General features: G+C 68.7%; 11 protein-coding genes. All 11 read right to left on the bottom strand.

Annotation, left to right across the window (positions count from 1 at the left end):
* Nucleotides 1-66: 66 nt before the first annotated feature.
* On the bottom strand, nt 67-1,734 hold the full coding sequence (locus tag FK267_RS05470; RefSeq protein WP_141406566.1) for an ABC transporter family substrate-binding protein: 1,668 nt from the start codon (nt 1,732-1,734) through the stop codon (nt 67-69).
* A 119-nt stretch (nt 1,735-1,853) separates the two neighbouring features.
* Nucleotides 1,854-4,061, bottom strand: a complete 2,208-nt coding sequence (locus tag FK267_RS05465) for an ABC transporter ATP-binding protein (protein ID WP_141406565.1) — start codon at nt 4,059-4,061, stop codon at nt 1,854-1,856.
* Entirely contained in the window at nt 4,058-5,044 is a 987-nt protein-coding gene (locus FK267_RS05460) for an ABC transporter permease (RefSeq protein WP_141406667.1), read from the bottom strand. Before FK267_RS05460 ends, FK267_RS05465 begins: the two co-directional genes overlap by 4 nt.
* A 30-nt stretch (nt 5,045-5,074) precedes the next feature.
* Complete coding sequence (locus tag FK267_RS05455; RefSeq protein ID WP_003787284.1) at nt 5,075-6,034, bottom strand: ABC transporter permease; 960 nt, start codon at nt 6,032-6,034, stop codon at nt 5,075-5,077.
* Between the two features lie 240 nt (nt 6,035-6,274).
* Nucleotides 6,275-8,158: a dipeptide ABC transporter ATP-binding protein gene (locus FK267_RS05450; RefSeq protein WP_141406564.1), complete on the bottom strand. Its 1,884-nt coding sequence runs from the start codon at nt 8,156-8,158 to the stop codon at nt 6,275-6,277.
* Nucleotides 8,155-9,114: an ABC transporter permease gene (locus tag FK267_RS05445; protein WP_141406563.1), complete on the bottom strand. Its 960-nt coding sequence runs from the start codon at nt 9,112-9,114 to the stop codon at nt 8,155-8,157. Before FK267_RS05445 ends, FK267_RS05450 begins: the two co-directional genes overlap by 4 nt.
* The gene (locus FK267_RS05440) at nt 9,107-10,036 is read right to left on the bottom strand and encodes an ABC transporter permease (protein WP_141406562.1); all 930 of its coding nucleotides are present in this window, start codon (nt 10,034-10,036) and stop codon (nt 9,107-9,109) included. The genes FK267_RS05445 and FK267_RS05440 overlap by 8 nt, the downstream gene beginning before the upstream one ends.
* A 19-nt stretch (nt 10,037-10,055) precedes the next feature.
* Nucleotides 10,056-11,681 (bottom strand): ABC transporter substrate-binding protein, encoded by a 1,626-nt coding sequence (locus tag FK267_RS05435; protein ID WP_141406561.1) that lies wholly within the window; start codon nt 11,679-11,681, stop codon nt 10,056-10,058.
* A gap of 163 nt (nt 11,682-11,844) precedes the next feature.
* Nucleotides 11,845-12,960 (bottom strand): LLM class flavin-dependent oxidoreductase, encoded by a 1,116-nt coding sequence (locus tag FK267_RS05430; RefSeq protein ID WP_141406560.1) that lies wholly within the window; start codon nt 12,958-12,960, stop codon nt 11,845-11,847.
* Nucleotides 12,961-13,074: 114 nt separating this feature from the next.
* Nucleotides 13,075-13,662, bottom strand: a complete 588-nt coding sequence (locus FK267_RS05425) for a biotin transporter BioY (protein WP_141406559.1) — start codon at nt 13,660-13,662, stop codon at nt 13,075-13,077.
* Nucleotides 13,663-13,793: 131 nt separating this feature from the next.
* A complete protein-coding gene (locus tag FK267_RS05420; protein ID WP_141406558.1) occupies nt 13,794-14,819 on the bottom strand; it encodes an alpha/beta hydrolase in 1,026 nt (341 codons plus the stop codon).
* Nucleotides 14,820-14,921 lie beyond the last annotated feature (102 nt).

Here is a 14,921-nt window from a genome sequence, read left to right as displayed (position 1 = left end):
TGCACGGGCGCATCATGCCGCACCGGCTCGCGTCCGTCGTCATCCGCTCCGGTTGAGGGCACCGGCTCAGCTCTTGACGTAGCCGATGCTCTCGGGCCGGAAGGAGGCCAGCCCCTGGGCGCCGAAGTTGCGCAGCGTCTTGGGCACGGCGGTCAGCTGCATGCGCTGGTAGATCGGGATGTTGAAGACGTTCTCCCACAGGATCTTGTCGAGCTCGTTGGCGAGCTTGTTGCGCTCAGCGCCGTCGGGGGTCGAGCCGATCTTGGCGACGTGCTGGTCGACCTCGGGAACGGACAGTCCGGTGTAGTTGGACTGGCTGGTCGAGGCGTAGTACTGGCCCACGTTGGCCAGGGGGTACTGGGTGTTCTCGGTGGTGAAGGCCGTCAGCGCGTAGTTCTTCTTGTTGATGTACTCCGGGAAGTACTTGTCGATCTCGACCGTGGAGACACTGAGCTTGATGCCGACCTCGCCCAGCTGCTTCTGAAGGAGGTTGGCCTCGTTGGTGGCCACCGGGGCGTTGGAGGGGATGGTCATCACCAGCTCGAGCTTCGTGCCGTCCTTGGCGCGCACGCCGTCGGAGCCGGCCACCCAGCCGGCGCCGTCGAGCAGCTTCTTGGCGGCCTCGACGTCGTGTCCCCAGCTGGTGGAGTTGTCCTGGTAGCCCTCCTGGACGGGCAGGAAGAAGCGGTTGCCCATGAGGGTCTTCTTGGCGTCCACGGGCAGGCCCGCCAGGTCGGAGGCGGCGATGGCCTCGCGGTCGCAGGCCCGGGTGATGGCCTGGCGCACGGCCTTGTCCGCCAGGGGGCCGGAGGAGGCGTTGAACATGATGTGGCGCCACTGCAGGCCGGTGTTCTGGCGGACCTCGGCGTCGTCACGGCCGCTGGCCTGCTGGTAGACGTCGGCGGAGAAGATGTAGTCCAGGACGTCGATCTCCTTGTTGGCGAAGGCCTGTCCCATGGCCGAGTCGTCCAGGACGTGCAGGGTGACGGTCTCGAGCTTGGGGGCGGCGCCCCACCACTTGTCGTTGCGCTCCAGGGTGATGACCTGCTTGGACTCGTCGTAGCTCTTGATCTTGAAGGGGCCGGCGAAGTAGTCGTTGTTGAACTTGGTGGCGCCGGCCATCGACTCGTTGAAGGTCTTGGCATCGGCCATGAGCTCCTTGGGGCTGATGCCGGCCAGGGCGTAGGACCAGTCGGGGTAGACCGAGTTGAAGGTGACCTTGGCGGTCTGCTTGTCCACGATCTCGACCTTCTCGACCTTGTCGATTCCCTCGACGGTGGCCCAGGAGTAGCTGGGGTCCTTGACGTGGTCGAAGAACGCCTTGATGTCCTCGGAGTCCCACTTGCGTCCGTTGCCCCAGGTGGCCTTCTCGTTGACGGCCACGGTGACCACGGTCTTGCCACCGGCCTCCGCTGCCTCGAGCTTGGTGAGGAAGTCGGGGTTCGGCGTCGCCTTGCCGTCCTCGGCCCAGTCGACGACGTAGGGGGCGACGAACTTCATGACCAGCCGTGTGTCGACGACGTTGCCGTCCACGGTCGCGACGTTCCAGTTCGCCGGAGCCGAGCCGATGCCGAAGCGCAGCGTGCCCCCGTCCTGGAGCTCGTCGGGGGCGGCGGTGGGCACGCCGGCGGTGGAGCCCGAGGAGCCGGAGCCGTTCTTGGCGCAGGCGGCCAGGGCGGTCAGGACGGCCGCGGAGGCCGTCGTGGCAAGGAACATGCGACGGTTGAGCTTCATGGGAATCTCCGTTCACTAAGGGCGCCGTCGTCGGCGCGCGGTGGTGGGCAGGATCGGTGGACTGGATCGGTGGACTGGATCGGTGGACAGTGCGATGGGAGGACTCGGGGCGGGGGACCTCAGAAGACCGCGGTGCGCTCGGGGTAGTAGCAGGCGACGTCGTGGTCCTCGCCCTGGGAGCGGAACTCCGGCATGGCTCCCAGGCAGGCCGAGCGCTCGTCGTCGGTGAGTCCTGAGGCGAACTTCGGGCAGCGGGTGCGGAAGCGGCAACCCGAGGGCGGGTTGGCGGGGCTGGGCATGTCGCCCTCCAGGACGATGCGGCTGCGGCCGCGCTCCTTGGCCGGGTCCGGGATGGGGATCGCCGAGAGCAGGGCCTGGGTGTAGGGGTGGGCCGGGGCCTCGAAGATGGTGTCGACGTCGCCGATCTCCACGATCCGCCCCAAGTACATGACGGCGACGCGGTCGGCGATGTGGCGCACCACTGACAGGTCGTGGGCCACGAAGAGGTAGCTCAGGCCCATGGTGGCGCGCAGCTCGTCGAGCAGGTTGATGACACCGGCCTGAATGGACACGTCCAGGGCGGAGACCGGCTCATCGAGGACCAGGAGGCTGGGTTCGAGGGCCAGGGCGCGGGCGATGCCGATGCGCTGGCGCTGCCCGCCGGAGAAGTTGCGCGGGTAGCGGTTGGCGTGGCTGGGCTCGAGCCCGACGAGCTCCATGAGCTCCTCGATGCGCGGCCCGATATCCGCCTTCTTCCAGCCGTTGGCCCGCAGCGGCTCGGCGATGATGTCGAAGATCGGCAGGCGCGGGTCCAGGGAGGCCATGGGGTCCTGGAAGACGATCTGCAGGTCGCGGCGCACCTGGCGGCGCTGGGCCCGCCCCAGGTCGGCCGTGTCCTTGCCCAGGACCACGATCGTGCCCTCCTGGGGCGCCTGGAGGGAGAGGACCTCCATGAGGGTGGTGGTCTTGCCGCATCCGGACTCGCCGACCAGGGCCAGGGTCTCACCCCGGCGGACGTCGAAGGAGACGCCGTCGACGGCGTGGACGGTGCCCACGCGTCTTTTGAAGACGGCGCCCTTCATGAGGGGGAACTCCTTAACGAGGTCGGTGACGCGCAGGACCTCGGGGCGCTCGGCGTGCGGCAGGCTCATGGTCTCGGGAGTCTTGAGCGCCGGGACGGGGTAGATGTGGGAGTAGTCGAGCTGGTCCCGCTCGATCTCGTCGCGGCGGTGGCAGGCCGAGTACTGGGCGCCGGAGCCGGCCTCCTGGCCGTCGGTCCCGTCGCGCTCCACGAGGGTGAGCTCCGGCTCCTCCTGGGCGCACTCGGCCTGGGCCATGGGGCAGCGGGGGATGAAGGGGCACCCTCGGGGCAGCTCGAGCAGGGAGGGCGGATTGCCCTCCAGGGTGGCCAGGGCCGAGTCCTTGCGCGCGTCCAGACGGGGCAGGGAGCCGAGCAGGCCGATCGTGTAAGGCATGCGCGAGCGGTAGAAGATGTCGTCGACGTCGCCGGTCTCCACGATGCGCCCGGCGTACATGACGGCCACCCGGTCCGCCATACCGGCCACGACCCCCAGGTCGTGGGTAATCATGATGACGCCGGCACCGGTCTCCTTCTGGGCGGTACGCAGCACGTCAAGGATCTGGGCCTGGATGGTGACGTCGAGGGCCGTGGTGGGCTCGTCGGCGATGATGAGATCGGGGTCGTTGGCGATCGCGATGGCGATGACGGCCCGCTGGCGCATGCCGCCGGAGAACTCGTGGGGGTAAGCCTTAGCACGCACCTGCGGGTTGGGGATGCCCACCAGGTCGAGCAGCTCGACGGCGCGCTTGTGGGCGTCCGCCTCGCTCATGCCGGGCTGGTGGATCCTCAGGGCCTCGACGATCTGGGCGCCCACCGTGTACACGGGGGTCAGGGCGCTGAGCGGGTCCTGGAAGACCATGGCGACCTGGGAGCCGCGGATACGGGACATGTAGCCGTCGGGCCGCCCCAGCAGCTCGGTGCCGTGGAGGCGCACCGAGCCGGTGACCTCGGCGGACTCGTCGAGCAGTCCCATGACCGCCGTCGAGGTGACGGACTTGCCCGAGCCGGACTCGCCGACCAGGGCCAGCACCTCACCGCGGGCGACGGACAGGTTGACTCCGCGCACGGCGTTGACGCGCCCGTCCTCGGAGGGGAAGGAGACCTGCAGGTCGGTGACCTCCAGCAGCGGAGCCGTGCTGGTGGGGTCCGGCAGCGCGTCGTCGCCTCTGCGGGCATCGACGGCGGGCACGGCCGCGGCACTCTTCGTGGCCTCGGCGGACGTGCGGGTGCTGCTCGTGGGGCTCATGCCTTGCCTCCTGACTTGGACGAGGGATCGATGGCATCGCGCAGACCGTCACCCATGACGTTGACGCACAGGAGCATGAGGACGAGCACGGCGGCCGGGGCCAGGAAGATCCAGGGGTAGGTGGTCGCGGAGCGCTGCCCCTCGGCGATGAGGGTGCCCAGGGAGGTGTTGGGCGACTGGACCCCGAAACCGAAGTAGGACAGCGTCGTCTCGCTGATGACGGCGTAGGCCACGTTGATGGTGGCGTCCACGATGAGCAGGGAGGCGATATTGGGCAGGATGTGCCGGGCGATGATGACGGGACTGGGCACGTTCATGAAGCGGGCGGCATTGACGTACTCCAGGTTCTTCACGCTCAGCGTCAGGGAGCGCACCACGCGGGCCGTGAGCATCCACCCGAAGCCGGCCAGCAGGATGATGAACAGCGCGATGGAGCCCTTGGCGGCTCCGGCCCGCTGGGAGAGGATCGCGATGATGAGGAAGGAGGGCACCACCAGGAGCAGGTCGGTGGCCCACAGGGCGATCTTCTCCCACCAGCCGCCGAAGTATGCGGCGGAGGACCCGATGACGGCGGCGATGCCCGTCTGGAGCAGGGCGACGAAGACGCCGATCATCATGGACTTGCGGGTGCCCTCCACGACCATCGCGTAGACGTCGCGGCCGCCCTGGGTGGTGCCGAACCAGTGATCGGCACTGGGGGCCTGCAGGAAGGCGGAGGAGTCGACGTCGGTGAAGGTCCAGTGGGTCGCGGCGTCACCGAGGAGCGCGAAGAGCACCATGAGCAGGAAGCCGATCGCGCCGACGACGGCCCCCTTGTTGCGCCAGAAGCGCCGGGTGATGATCTGCCTGCGGGTCAGACGCCGGGAGTCCCTGGGGGTCTCCTTGGTGATGTCGCCCAGGTCATCGGGGCTCAGCGGGGCCTCCCCGCCCTGCTCGACGGCGGCGTAGCCGCCCACCGTCATCTGCTTGCCGATGGAGGCCATCCCGTTGGGTTCAGCATTGCGCGCCATGGGTCAGCTCACCCTCACTCTCGGGTCGACGATCGCCACGAAGACATCGGACAGGAGCGCGCCGGTGAGGGTGCACAGCCCGGAGAAGGCGACCACGGCCGTCACTCCGTTGATGTCCATACCGGAGATCGCGCTGATGGAGTACTCGCCCATGCCGTGCCAGCCGTAGACCCGCTCGGTGATGGCAGCACCGGTGAACAGGGTGGCCAGGGCGAAGGCGAAGTAGGTGGCCATGGGGATGAGCGCGGTGCGCAGCGCGTGGCGGGTCAGCGCCTTGCGCTTGATGAGGCCCTTGGCGCGGGCGGTGCGCACGTAGTCGGCGCCCAGGGTGTCGAGCATGAGGTTGCGCTGAAAGCGGGAGTAGGAGGCGATACCGCCCAGCGACATCGACAGGGTGGGAAGCAGCAGGTGCTGGAGGCGACCGAGGGCGCCCTCCCCCTCACCGGTGAACTCGAAGATCTGGAAGCCGGAGCTGCGGTTGATCTGGACGGCCAGGACCTGCAGGAGGATCGCGATGACCATGGCGGGGGTGGAGATGATAATCATGGAGATCAGGGAGATCGCGCGGTCGGAGAAGCGATACTGGCGCGTGGCGGTCCAGGCCCCCAGGGCCACTCCCCCGACCATGCCGATGGCTGCACCCAGGAAGACCAGCCGCACCGAGACGAAGATCTTGGTGCCGATGAGGGTGTTGATGAGCTCACCCTTGGGGGTGCGCCCCCAGTCCCAGTGGAAGAGCACGTTGCGCAGCCAGGTGACGTAGCGGTCCCACACGGGCAGGTCGTGACTGATGTTGTACTTCACGAGGTTGGCGTGAATGGCGTCCCAGTTGAGGGAGGGATCCTGACGGTTCCACAGGGCCGAGGGATCCAGGGAGGCCGAGGCCAGCAGATAGGCCAACGACGTTGCGATGAACAGCAGGACCGCGTAGTTCGCGATCCGGCGCGCCAGGTACGGGAGCATGCGTTCTCCTCCTTCGGACAACCCACCGGTGCATGGAACACCAGCCCGTGGCACGAGCACCTGACAGCCGTGAAGGTGACACCGTGTACGAACAAATGAACAGGGTCACAATACCTGCCGAGCGAAACTCAATGGATACATTTCCAGCATTCAGGAAATGCCCAACTGGTCGATATTCGAGGGGAAAGGAAACGCGGCGGTGGATTGAAAGTCCACCGCCGCGTCGTCAGACGTCTATCCTCAGCTCTCGGACCCGGAGGGTGCCTCATCGCCGTAGAGGTCGATGCCGGCTCCGGGGACGGCCCGGATGAGCTCGCGGGTGTAGTCCTGGCGCGGGTTGGCGAAGAGCTCGTCGGCGGCCCCGGACTCCACGATGCGCCCGTGCTCCATGACGACGACGTCGTCAGCGATCTGGCGCACGACGGCCAGGTCGTGGGTGATGAACAGGTAGGTCAGCTCCAGCTCGGACTGCAGGTCGGACAGCAGGCGCAGGATCTGGGCCTGGACCAGCACGTCCAGGGCGGAGACCGCCTCGTCGAGGACGACGATCTGCGGCTTGAGGGCCAGAGCGCGGGCGATGGCGACGCGCTGGCGCTGACCGCCGGAGAGCTCGTGGGGATAGCGGCGCATGACCGAGCGCGGCAGGGAGACCATGTCGAGCAGCTCGGCGACGCGCGCCTCGCGCTCCTTGGCGGTGCCGATCCCGTGGACCCGCAGCGGTTCCTCGACGACACGGAAGATCGAGTACATCGGGTCCAGGGAGCCGTAGGGGTTCTGGAAGACCGGCTGCATGATGCGCCGCAGGGCGAAGAGCTCCTTGGGCCCCAGGGTGGACAGGTCCACCCCGTCGTGGAACACCTTGCCGGAGGTGGGGTCGATGAGGTTCAAGATGATGTTGGCGACCGTGGACTTGCCCGAGCCGGACTCGCCGACGAGCGCCGTCGTCGTGCCCTTGCGGATACCGAAGCTGACGTCGTCGACGGCGGTGAGGGTCTTGTCCTTGCCCTTGGCGCCGCGCACCTCGAAGACCTTGGTGAGGTGCTCCACGCGCAGGATCTCCTCGGTGGCGCTCGATCCCAGGCTGGCGCCCAGGAGCTCGTCGTCGGTGACCTGGATGCCGCGGGCGTGGGCGGACTCGATGCGCCGGGAGGCCAGGGAGGGGGCGGCCTTGACCAGCCGCTGGGTGTAGGGGTGACGGGGGTCCTGGAGCACCTCGAGGCTGGGACCGGACTCGACGACCCGGCCGCGGTGCATGACGACGATGTGCTCGGCCCTCTCAGCGGCCAGCCCCAGGTCGTGAGTGATGAAGAGCATCGCGGTGCCCAGCTCGCGCACGAGGGTCTGGAGGTGGTCGAGGATGCGCCGCTGGACGGTGACGTCCAGGGCGCTGGTGGGCTCATCGGCGATGAGCAGGTCGGGGCGGGCGGCCAGGCCGATGGCGATGAGGGCGCGCTGGCGCATGCCGCCGGAGAACTCGTGGGGGTACTGCTTGGCCCGCCGGGAGGCCTCGGGCAGACCGGCCTGCTCCAGCAGGAGGGCCACCTGCTCGTCGACGTCGATGCGCCCGCCGGCCGAGGTGGCCGCCTTCTGGGCGCGGTCTGCGTGCCCGGTGTGTCCGGCGTGCCCGGCATGTTCGGCCATGAGGTGGGCGAGGCGGTCGTCGGCGACGCCGGCCAGGCCGTTGGCCCGCAGCGCCTCCTTGACCTGGAAGCCGATGGACCACACCGGGTTGAGATTGGACATGGGGTCCTGGGGCACCAGGCCGATGGAGGAGCCGCGCAGGGCGGTGAGCTCCTGGGTGCCCAGGTGGGTGATGTCGCGGCCCTGGAAGCGGATCGTGCCGCCGGTGACCCGACCGGTTCCGGGCAGCAGCCCGATGACGGCGTGGGCCAGGGTGGACTTGCCCGAGCCCGACTCCCCCACGATGGCGACCGACTGGCCGGGGTAGAGGGTCAGGTTCGCCTTGCGCACGGCCGGGACGAGCCCGGTCGAGGAGCGGAAGGCGACCTCCAGGTCACGGATCTCCAGGAGGGGGTCGCTCTCGGCCTTCCAGGAGGGCGCGGGGGCGAAGGTCTTGTCGGAGGCGCCTGAGGCGGTGGCGGTGGATGCGTTGGAGGGTGTCACTTGCGGGCCTTCGGGTCCAGGGCGTCGCGGACGACGTCGCCGAGCATGATGAAGCCGAGCACGGTCAGGGCCAGTGCGCCGGAGGGGAAGAGCAGGACGCTGGGGTGGCTGTTGAGGGCGTCCTTGGCGGCCGCGATGTCCGCGCCCCAGGAGACGACCGAGGAGGGCAGCCCGATGCCCAGGAAGCTCAAGGTGGCCTCCGAGACGATGAAGACGCCGAGCTCGACGGTAGCGGTCACGATGATGGGGGCGGCGGCGTTGGGCATGACGTGGCGCAGCAGCATGGCCACGCGTCCCGAGCCCAGCGCCCGCGAGGCGGTCACATAGTCCTCGTTCTTGACGCTCATCACCGAGCCTCGCGTGATGCGGGCGATCTGGGGCCAGCCGAACAGGGCCAGGACCAGGATGACGGTCAGGATCGAGCGGTCGTTGCGGAACATCTGCATGACGACGATGGCCGCCAGGACGAAGGGCACGGCGAAGAAGATGTCGGTGACGCGCGAGAGCAGCGCGTCGAAGAACCCGCCGAAGAACCCGGCCAGGGCCCCGACGGCCGAGCCCACGAGGACCACGATGAGGGTGGTGAAGATGCCCACGCTCACCGAGGCCCTGGCGCCGTGGACGGTGCGGGCGAAGATGTCGCAGCCCTGGATGTCGAATCCGAAGGGGTGGCCCCAGGAGGGCCCCTGGTAGGAGTTGACCAGCGTGCAGTAGCCGGGGTCGCGCGGGGCGATGAGCCCGGGGACCAGGGAGAAGGCCACGGCCACGGCGATGAGCACCGAGGCCGCCCAGAAGATGGGCCGACGGCGCAGCTGCCTCCAGGCGTCGACCCAGACGGAGGCCGGGGCGGACTCGTCGGCGACGGCGTCGACGGCGCCCAGGCCGATCTCGTCGTCGGCGATGACGAAGCGCTCCTGGCCCGGACGGGTAGTGGGGGACGTGGTGTTCTCAGGCATAGCGGATCCTCGGGTCCAGGGCGGCGTAGAGCAGGTCCACCAGGAGGTTGGAGATGATGAAGACGAGCACGAGCACGGTGGTGAAAGACACGACCATGGGGCCGTCGCCGCGGATGATGGCGGAGTAGAGGGTGCCTCCCACTCCCTTGATGTTGAAGATGCCCTCGGTGACGATGGCGCCTCCCATGAGGGCCCCCAGGTCCGCACCCAGGAAGGTGACGACGGGGACCAGGGAGTTGCGCAGGACGTGGACGATCATGACGCGGGCCCCGCTCAGGCCCTTGGCCCGGGCAGTGCGCACATGGTCGGCGGTGAGGTTCTCGGCCACCTCGGTACGGGTCAGGCGCAGCACGTAGGCGAAGGAGACGGCACCCAGCACCATGGCGGGCATGAGGAGCTCGGTGAAGCCGGGGCTCTCGCCGGCGGTCACGGGCAGCCATCCCAGGCGGACCCCGACGATGAACTGCAGGACGAAGCCGATGACGAAGGTGGGCACGGCGATGACCACCAGGGAGAGCACCAGGACGGTGGCGTCGAACCAGCCGCCCTTCCTCACTCCGGCGATGAGGCCGAAGCCGATGCCCGCGATGGCCTCGAAGGCCAGGGCCATGAGGGAGAGCTTGATGGTGATCGGGTAGGCCCGCACCAGCACGTCGAGGACGGACTCGGTCCCCCGCAGCGACTGGCCCAGGTCCAGGGTGAACAGTCCCTTGAGGTAGAGCAGGTACTGGACGATGAAGGGCTTGTCGAGGTGGTAGCTGGCCTTGATCTGGTCGATCACCTCGGGGCTGAGCGAGCGCTGGCCCCCGAGCGCGGCGATCGGGTCGCCCGGCAGGGCGAAGACCATGGCGTAGATGAGCAGCGTGGCACCGAAGAACACCGGGACCATCTGCAGCAGCCTGCGTGCGACGTAGCGAAGCATGTCTCCTTCTTCCTCCCGATCAGAACCTGGAGATGGCCTCGGCCTTGGCCCACAGGCGTCTGGCCTCGTCCGGGTCGTAGGTGAGGACCTCGTTGCCCGGGACATCCGGCGTCCAGCCCACAACGGTGGGAGCGGTGAAGTCCTTGGCGGGCGTGCGGGTGCCGTAGTAGAGCTTGTCGCAGATGAGCTTGCGGTCGATGGCCCGGCAGATGGCGGCGCGGCGGGCGCGTCCCTCCTCGTCCATCTTCCAGTGCTCGTGGGTGACGTCGATGGCGAGTCCCTGGAAGTAGGCGGCCGGCTTGTTGATGGCACGCTCGCCCAGCTGCTTCTGGAAGATGGGCAGGAAGGAGTCGGGGACTCCGTCAGTGATGTCGATGGCATCGGCCAGCAGGTCGTTGTAGACCGAGTCATAGCTCGTGTACAGTTTGAAGGTGATGCCCTTGTTCGCCACGGTGCGCCCGCCGGCGTAGGCGGGGTTGGGCTCCAGGACGATCCGGCTGTCGTGGTCCCAGGAGACAAGCCGGTAGGGCCCGTTGCCCACCGGCTTGGCGCCGTAGGCCTTGGGATCGGCGAAGGCCGACTCGGGCATCGGATAGTAGGCGTAGTGCCCCAGGCTGATCTTGAAGTCCGACGCCGGAGCGTTCAGCTCGACCGTGAAGGTGAGGTCATCCACCTTGGTCAGCCCCGTCAGCTCGGAGTCCTCGTCGTAGGAGAATCCCTTGATCCTCTCGAAGAAGGAGGAGCCGAGCTGAGCGTTGGACAGCAGGGCGCCGAACTTCCAGGCCTTGATGAAGGAGTCGGCGGTCACCGGGCTGCCGTCGGAGAAGGTCCAGCCCGGCTTGAGGGTGATCGTGTAATGCTGGTTGTCCTTGGTCTCGATGGAGGAGGCCACCTCGTTGATGACGTTGCCGTCCTTGTCGTAGCGGACCAGGCCGGCGAAGACCAGGTCGAGGACCCGCCCACCGTTGGACTCATTGGTGTTGGTGGGCAGCAAGGAGTTCTGCGGCTCCGAGAGATTGGCCAGGACGACGCCGCCGTTGGCGCTGGAGCGGGCCTCCTCGTAGACCGGGACAGCGGTCCAGTTGAAGTCGACGTTGGAGGCGTTGCGGGAGTAGCCGCCGAAGCCGTTCTGGTACCACAGCGGGATGCCGGGCAGGTCGGCGAAGAGCTGGGACTGGGCCTGACGGAAGTAGCCGTAGGCGGTCTGGGGGTCAGCGGAGCCTGCCGCCTTGGCCAGGAGGTCGTCGAAGGTCTTCGAGGAGTACTGGGAGTCGTTGGCACTGGCGCCGGTCTGGAAGGTGGCGTTGAGGAAGTTCTCCAGCGAGGGGTAGTCGGCCGACCATCCGGAGCGGAAGACGCCGAGCAGAGTGTGATTGGTGATGGCGGTGCGCATCTCGGAGAACTGGGCCACCGGCAAGGGCTCCATAGTGATGCCCAGGACGTTGGACACCGAGTGGCACACGGCCTCAACCCAGGTCTTGTGAGGACCGTCGGAGTTGTAGGCCAGAGTCAGCTTGCCGCTGCCGCTGCCTAGCCCACCTCCTTCCGAACCCGATCCGCGCGAGCATCCTGAGACCAGGAGCAGGCCGAAGGCGGCCGCGCCGAGCCCGAAGCCACGGCGCGACACTGTCAGGGCGTTGTTCATGCGACCTCCATGGGGCATGGAACTGACTGGGATGATCACTGGGACACAGGGTTTCCGGCGCGCTGAGGGGCTCAGGCACCGCCCATAGGCGGGGATACTACGTCCACCGAGGAAACAGGACCGACACGTGGAACACGCGTCAAACCGTGAGATACCAGCGCGTTCAGGCGTTCCAGGCTCGGGCGAGCAGCTCGTAGGAGCGGCGTCGCAGGGCCGGGGCGTGGGCGTAGGTGACTACGAGGATCTCGTCAAGGTCCCACCGGGCGGCCTGCTCACGTAGCCGGGCGGCGACGTCGTCGGCGGTGCCCACGAAGGACAGGGACATGGCCGCCTCGACGGCATCCTCCCTGCCGGGTGCGTAGGCGCGCCAGGCATGAGGGTCCTGGCTGGGCGGATCGAGGGGCCCGGGCCGGTTGCCGACGATGCGGGCGGCAGCGGCCATGGCGGTGCTGAACAGCAGGCGGGCCTCCTCCTGGCTGGGGGCCACCATGACGTTGACGGCGGCCGCGACCCGCGGGACGTCCGGCGCGCTCTGGGGGACGGGGGCACCTTCCGTGCGGGACTCCAGGACGGAGCGGTAGGTGGCGATCGCCGCCTCGGCCTGGACCGGGGCGAAGTGCGAGGCGACGGCGAAGGGCAGTCCGAGCCGGCCGGCCACGCGGGCGCCGTTGACCGAGGAGCCGAGCACCCACACGGTCGGGTGGGTGCCCTCCCCGGGGATGGCCCGCACCCGGGGGCCACCGGGCTCAGGGGCGTGGAGGGCGTCGTCGGGAATGCCGGGGGCGCCCAGGAAAAGGGAGCCGGGGACCCGTTCCGGCACGGGCTCGTCGCCGAGATAGGTGAGGATCTCCAGGATCTCCTCGGCGAAACGCCCTGGATCGGAGGCCCCTCGTCGCAGCGCGGCGGCCGTGCGCTGGTCGGTGCCCGGGGCCCGCCCCAGCCCCAGGTCGACGCGACCGGGGTAGAGGGTGGCCAGGGTTCCGATCTGCTCGGCGACGACGAGCGGGGCGTGGTTGGGCAGCATGATCCCACCGGAGGCGACACCCAGACGCTCGGTGGCGGCCAGGACCTGCCCCATGAGGACGATGGTCGCCGAGGACAGGTAGGTGGTGGAGCCGTGGTGCTCGGCCAACCAGTAGCGCTCGTAGCCGGCGGCGTCGGCGGCTCGAGCCAGGGCAATCATGTCGGTGAGAGCGTCGGTGCGGCTGCATCCGGCGCTGACGGGGACCATGTCCATGACGGACAGGACGGGTGCGGCCCGCCTTTCGGGCTGACTCATACGGGCACTCTAACCCCCGCCGACCACCCCGAAACGGGCCTTGAGGCCCGTGTGCCCCACCGAGCGCGGAACCCGGCGGGGCACACGGAGGGTCAGACCCGCGTTGTCAGACGGTCAGCGAAGGCGAATGCGCGCGGGCAGCAGGCCGGTGGCGACCACGGACTTGAGGATGTCTCCCACGATGAAGGGCACCAGCCCCAGGCTCAGGGCAGTGCTCCAGCTGGCGCCCGTGGCGACCTTCAGCCAGATGAGGCCCGGGACGTAGACCGAGGCCGAGGCCAGCAGCATGAGGGCGATGCCGGTGGCGACCCGGGAGGTCACAGAGCCGGAGTGGCGCGACCACACGGTGGCGGCGCGTCCGGCGATGGCGGCGATGAGGGTGTAGCCGATGACGTAACCGAAGGTCACGACGGTGCCGCCGCTCCAACCGGCCAGGACCGGGGCACCGACAGCGGCCAGGGCACCGAGGAGCAGCGCAGACAGGGCGCCACGGCGCGAGCCGAGCACGGCACCGACACCCAGGGCCGCGAAGGTGCCCATGGTGATCGGAACGGGAGTGAAGGGCAGGGGGATCGTGATCTGGCCGATGAGGATCAGGGAGAGCGTTCCGGCCAGGACCAGGCCGGCCTCGCGAACGCGGGCGAGCGCGGGACTGTGGGCGAGGCTGCCGGCGGCTGACGTGGAGGAGAGTTTGGTGACCATGGCCCCACCCTACGGGGATCACAGAACTGACGAACGACCGGTTCCCACCGAAGAGCCACCGCGCAACTTGTAGGTTTCCTACAACGATGGCGCGGTTAACTGCCTTGAAATCCGTGATTACCCGTCGGTTCTCACAGTTCAGGCAGGTGTCCGTCGATCCAGGTGAGGATGTCGCCGGTGACTTGATCCCGATTAGTCTCGTTGAGCAGCTCGTGGCGCCCGCCCGGATAGAGGATGACGCAGACCTCCCGCACGCCGGCGCGACGGTAAAGGGTGGCGGAGCGCTGGACGCCCCGCCCCATGGCGCCGACCGGGTCCCGGTCACCGGAGGCCAGGAGCATGGGCAGCTGCGCGGGCACGGCCGTGGCGTGGGCGGCCGTATTGACGGCCCTTCCTCCGGCAACGAGGTCGCGGAAGAAGCTGGCGGTGCACACGAATCCGCACCAGGGGTCGGCGACGTAGCGGTCGACCTCATGAACGTCCCGGCTGATCCAGTCGGCCTCGGTGCGGTTGGGGGCGAAGTGGCGCTGGTAGGGGCCGAAGGCGAGCGCGTTGAGCAGCCGAGAGGGGTGGCGCGGGCCGCGCAGCCGGGACTCCCCGGCACAGACCGCGACGGCGGGACGGGTCAGCGCACCAGTTCCTGAGCCGGTCCCCAGCAGGATGAGGCCGGCCAGCTCACCGCCGCGGCGCGCGGCCAGGTCGCGGGCCAGGAAGGAGCCCCAGGAGTGGCCCACCAGGAAGACCGGAACATCGGGCCAGGCCCGCCGAGCCGCGTCCAGCACGGTGCCCATGTCGGCCACGACCCTCTCCCAGCCGCCCTTCTCGGCGACGAAGCCGAAGCCGCCCGGGGCGGCGGTGGCCCCGTGGCCGCGGTGGTCGCCGGCCAGGACCGCATAGCCCTCCTCCACCGCCGAGGCGGCGAAGCGGGCGTAGCGCGAGGCATGCTCGGCCATGCCGTGGGCGATGACGATGATGCCCCGGGGGCGGGCGGCGCCGGGTACTTGCGGACGCGGCGCGGCCGAGGTGGGCGCTGGGGAGTCGGTCTCGGGGGCGTCGGCCACCAGGAGGGAGCCGTCGATGAGCCACTCGGGGAGCCAGATGTGCACGACCAGACGCGTTCCGTCGTCGGCTGTGAGCCGAGTAAGGCTGGTCTGCATCGGGTCCTCCTCAAGCAGCGTCGTCAATCGACGTCAACGGGGCGTCGGTCGGGCTCAGGTCGGCATCGGTCATCATTGATCGTGTCGACGACTGGCGGTCGG

The organism is Actinomyces oris (assembly GCF_006546825.1).
GTDB lineage: Bacteria > Actinomycetota > Actinomycetes > Actinomycetales > Actinomycetaceae > Actinomyces > Actinomyces oris.
The sequence above is the reverse complement of the archived record's forward strand: the minus strand, read 5'-3'. Positions and strand labels throughout refer to the sequence as shown.